This window comes from Comamonas sp. F1-6, assembly GCF_039581415.1.
Classification (GTDB): Bacteria; Pseudomonadota; Gammaproteobacteria; order Burkholderiales; family Burkholderiaceae_C; genus Comamonas; species Comamonas thiooxydans.
Window position 1 is genome coordinate 1 of sequence record NZ_JBCPWN010000049.1, and the last position, 3,182, is coordinate 3,182.

General features: G+C 50.9%; 2 rRNA genes. Both read right to left on the bottom strand.

Features of this window, described 5'->3' with window-relative positions:
* Positions 1-6: 6 nt before the first annotated feature.
* Positions 7-119, bottom strand: a 5S ribosomal RNA gene (rrf, locus tag AAIL66_RS24115).
* A 165-nt stretch (positions 120-284) separates the two neighbouring features.
* Positions 285-3,162, bottom strand: a 23S ribosomal RNA gene (locus AAIL66_RS24120).
* Positions 3,163-3,182 lie beyond the last annotated feature (20 nt).

The window sequence follows — 3,182 nt, forward strand, 5'->3', positions numbered from 1 at the left end:
GTAAGAGCCTGACGATGACCTACTTTCACACGGGAACCCGCACTATCATCGGCGCAAAGTCGTTTCACTGTCCTGTTCGGGATGGGAAGGAGTGGTACCAACTTGCTATGGTCATCAGGCATAAACTTTTTGTCAGATTGACAGCGCCTCGATTAACTTCTTAATCTCGCTCACCTTCAATCCAACGAATTCATAGAGTCTTCAATCAGCTTTTCGATTGCGCCTTTTCGGCATAACTAGAACTTGCGTTCTGTCTTTCATTTTCCAGGCTTACCCAAAGTTATAGGGTCAAGCCGCACGGGCAATTAGTACTGGTTAGCTTAACGCATTACTGCGCTTCCACACCCAGCCTATCAACGTCGTGGTCTACAACGACCCTTCAGGGGGCTCAAGGCCCCGGCAGATCTCATCTTGAAACGAGTTTCCCGCTTAGATGCTTTCAGCGGTTATCTCTTCCACACTTAGCTACCCTGCGATGCCACTGGCGTGACAACAGGTACACCAGAGGTGTGTCCACTCCGGTCCTCTCGTACTAGGAGCAGGCTTCCTCAAATCTGCAGCGCCCACGGAAGATAGGGACCAAACTGTCTCACGACGTTTTAAACCCAGCTCACGTACCTCTTTAAATGGCGAACAGCCATACCCTTGGGACCGACTACAGCCCCAGGATGAGATGAGCCGACATCGAGGTGCCAAACACCGCCGTCGATATGAACTCTTGGGCGGTATCAGCCTGTTATCCCCAGAGTACCTTTTATCCGTTGAGCGATGGCCCTTCCATACAGAACCACCGGATCACTATGTCCTGCTTTCGCATCTGCTCGACTTGTCAGTCTCGCAGTTAAGCACGCTTATGCCATTGCACTATCGTCACGATGTCCGACCGTAACTAGCGTACCTTCGAACTCCTCCGTTACGCTTTGGGAGGAGACCGCCCCAGTCAAACTGCCTACCATGCACTGTCCCCGATCCAGATAATGGATCCAGGTTAGAACCTCAAACGCACCAGGGTGGTATTTCAACGTCGGCTCCATGCGATCTAGCGACCGCACTTCAAAGCCTCCCACCTATCCTACACAGATCCGTTCAAAGTCCAATACAAAGCTACAGTAAAGGTTCATGGGGTCTTTCCGTCTTTCCGCGGGGAGATTGCATCATCACAAACATTTCAACTTCGCTGAGTCTCAGGAGGAGACAGTGTGGCCATCGTTACGCCATTCGTGCAGGTCGGAACTTACCCGACAAGGAATTTCGCTACCTTAGGACCGTTATAGTTACGGCCGCCGTTTACTGGGACTTCAATCAAGAGCTTGCACCCCATCATTTAATCTTCCAGCACCGGGCAGGCGTCACACCCTATACGTCCACTTTCGTGTTTGCAGAGTGCTGTGTTTTTATTAAACAGTCGCAGCCACCAATTTTTTGCAACCCCTTTGAGCTCCATTTGTACAACTTCACTTACTTGGGGTACACCTTCTCCCGAAGTTACGGTGTCAATTTGCCGAGTTCCTTCTCCTGAGTTCTCTCAAGCGCCTTAGAATACTCATCTCGCGCACCAGTGTCGGTTTGCGGTACGGTCGTCAATAGCTGAAGCTTAGTGGCTTTTCCTGGAAGCAGGGTATCACTCACTTCGTCTGCAAGCAGACTCGTTATCACGCCTCATCTCAGCTCTCCGGATTTGCCTAAAGAGCACGACTACACGCTTGAACCAACATATCCAACAGTTGGCTGAGCTAACCTTCTCCGTCCCCACATCGCACTATTGATCGGTACAGGAATATTGACCTGTTTCCCATCAGCTACGCATCTCTGCCTCGCCTTAGGGGCCGACTCACCCTACGCCGATGAACGTTGCGTAGGAAACCTTGCGCTTACGGCGAGGGGGCTTTTCACCCCCTTTAACGCTACTCATGTCAGCATTCGCACTTCTGATACCTCCAGCATCCGTTACCAGACACCTTCACAGGCTTACAGAACGCTCTCCTACCACGTGCAATAAATTGCACATCCGCAGCTTCGGTAACTGGCTTAGCCCCGTTACATCTTCCGCGCAGGACGACTCGATCAGTGAGCTATTACGCTTTCTTTAAATGATGGCTGCTTCTAAGCCAACATCCTGACTGTTTTAGCCTTCCCACTTCGTTTCCCACTTAGCCAATTTTAGGGACCTTAGCTGGCGGTCTGGGTTGTTTCCCTCTTGAGTCCGGACGTTAGCACCCGGTGCTCTGTCTCCCAAGCTGTACTCGTCGGTATTCGGAGTTTGCATAGGTTTGGTAAGTCGCCATGACCCCCTAGCCTAAACAGTGCTCTACCCCCGACGGTAATACTTGAGGCACTACCTAAATAGTTTTCGGAGAGAACCAGCTATTTCCAAGTTTGTTTAGCCTTTCACCCCTATCCACAGCTCATCCCCTAATTTTGCAACATTAGTGGGTTCGGACCTCCAGTACCTGTTACGGCACCTTCATCCTGGCCATGGATAGATCACTTGGTTTCGGGTCTACACCCAGCGACTAGTCGCCCTATTCGGACTCGATTTCTCTTCGCCTCCCCTATTCGGTTAAGCTTGCCACTGAATGTAAGTCGCTGACCCATTATACAAAAGGTACGCCGTCACCCCTAAGGGCTCCGACTTTTTGTAAGCATACGGTTTCAGGATCTATTTCACTCCCCTCCCGGGGTTCTTTTCGCCTTTCCCTCACGGTACTGGTTCACTATCGGTCGATGATGAGTATTTAGCCTTGGAGGATGGTCCCCCCATATTCAGACAGGGTTTCTCGTGCCCCGCCCTACTTGTCTGCAGCCTAGTACCACCGATCGGTTTTCACATACGGGACTATCACCCACTATGGTCGGCCTTTCCATGCCGTTTTGTTAACCGGTCGACTATCACTGCAAGGCTCTTCCGAATTCGCTCGCCACTACTATCGGAATCTCGGTTGATGTCTTTTCCTCTGGGTACTTAGATGTTTCAGTTCTCCAGGTTCGCTTCGTGCACCTATGTATTCAGTGCACGATACCTCTTGCGAGGTGGGTTCCCCCATTCAGAAATCTCCGGATCAAAGCTTATTTGCCAGCTCCCCGAAGCTTATCGCAGGCTATCACGTCTTTCGTCGCCTATCATCGCCAAGGCATCCACCATATGCTCTTAGTCACTTGACCCTATAACTTTGGACTCTCTT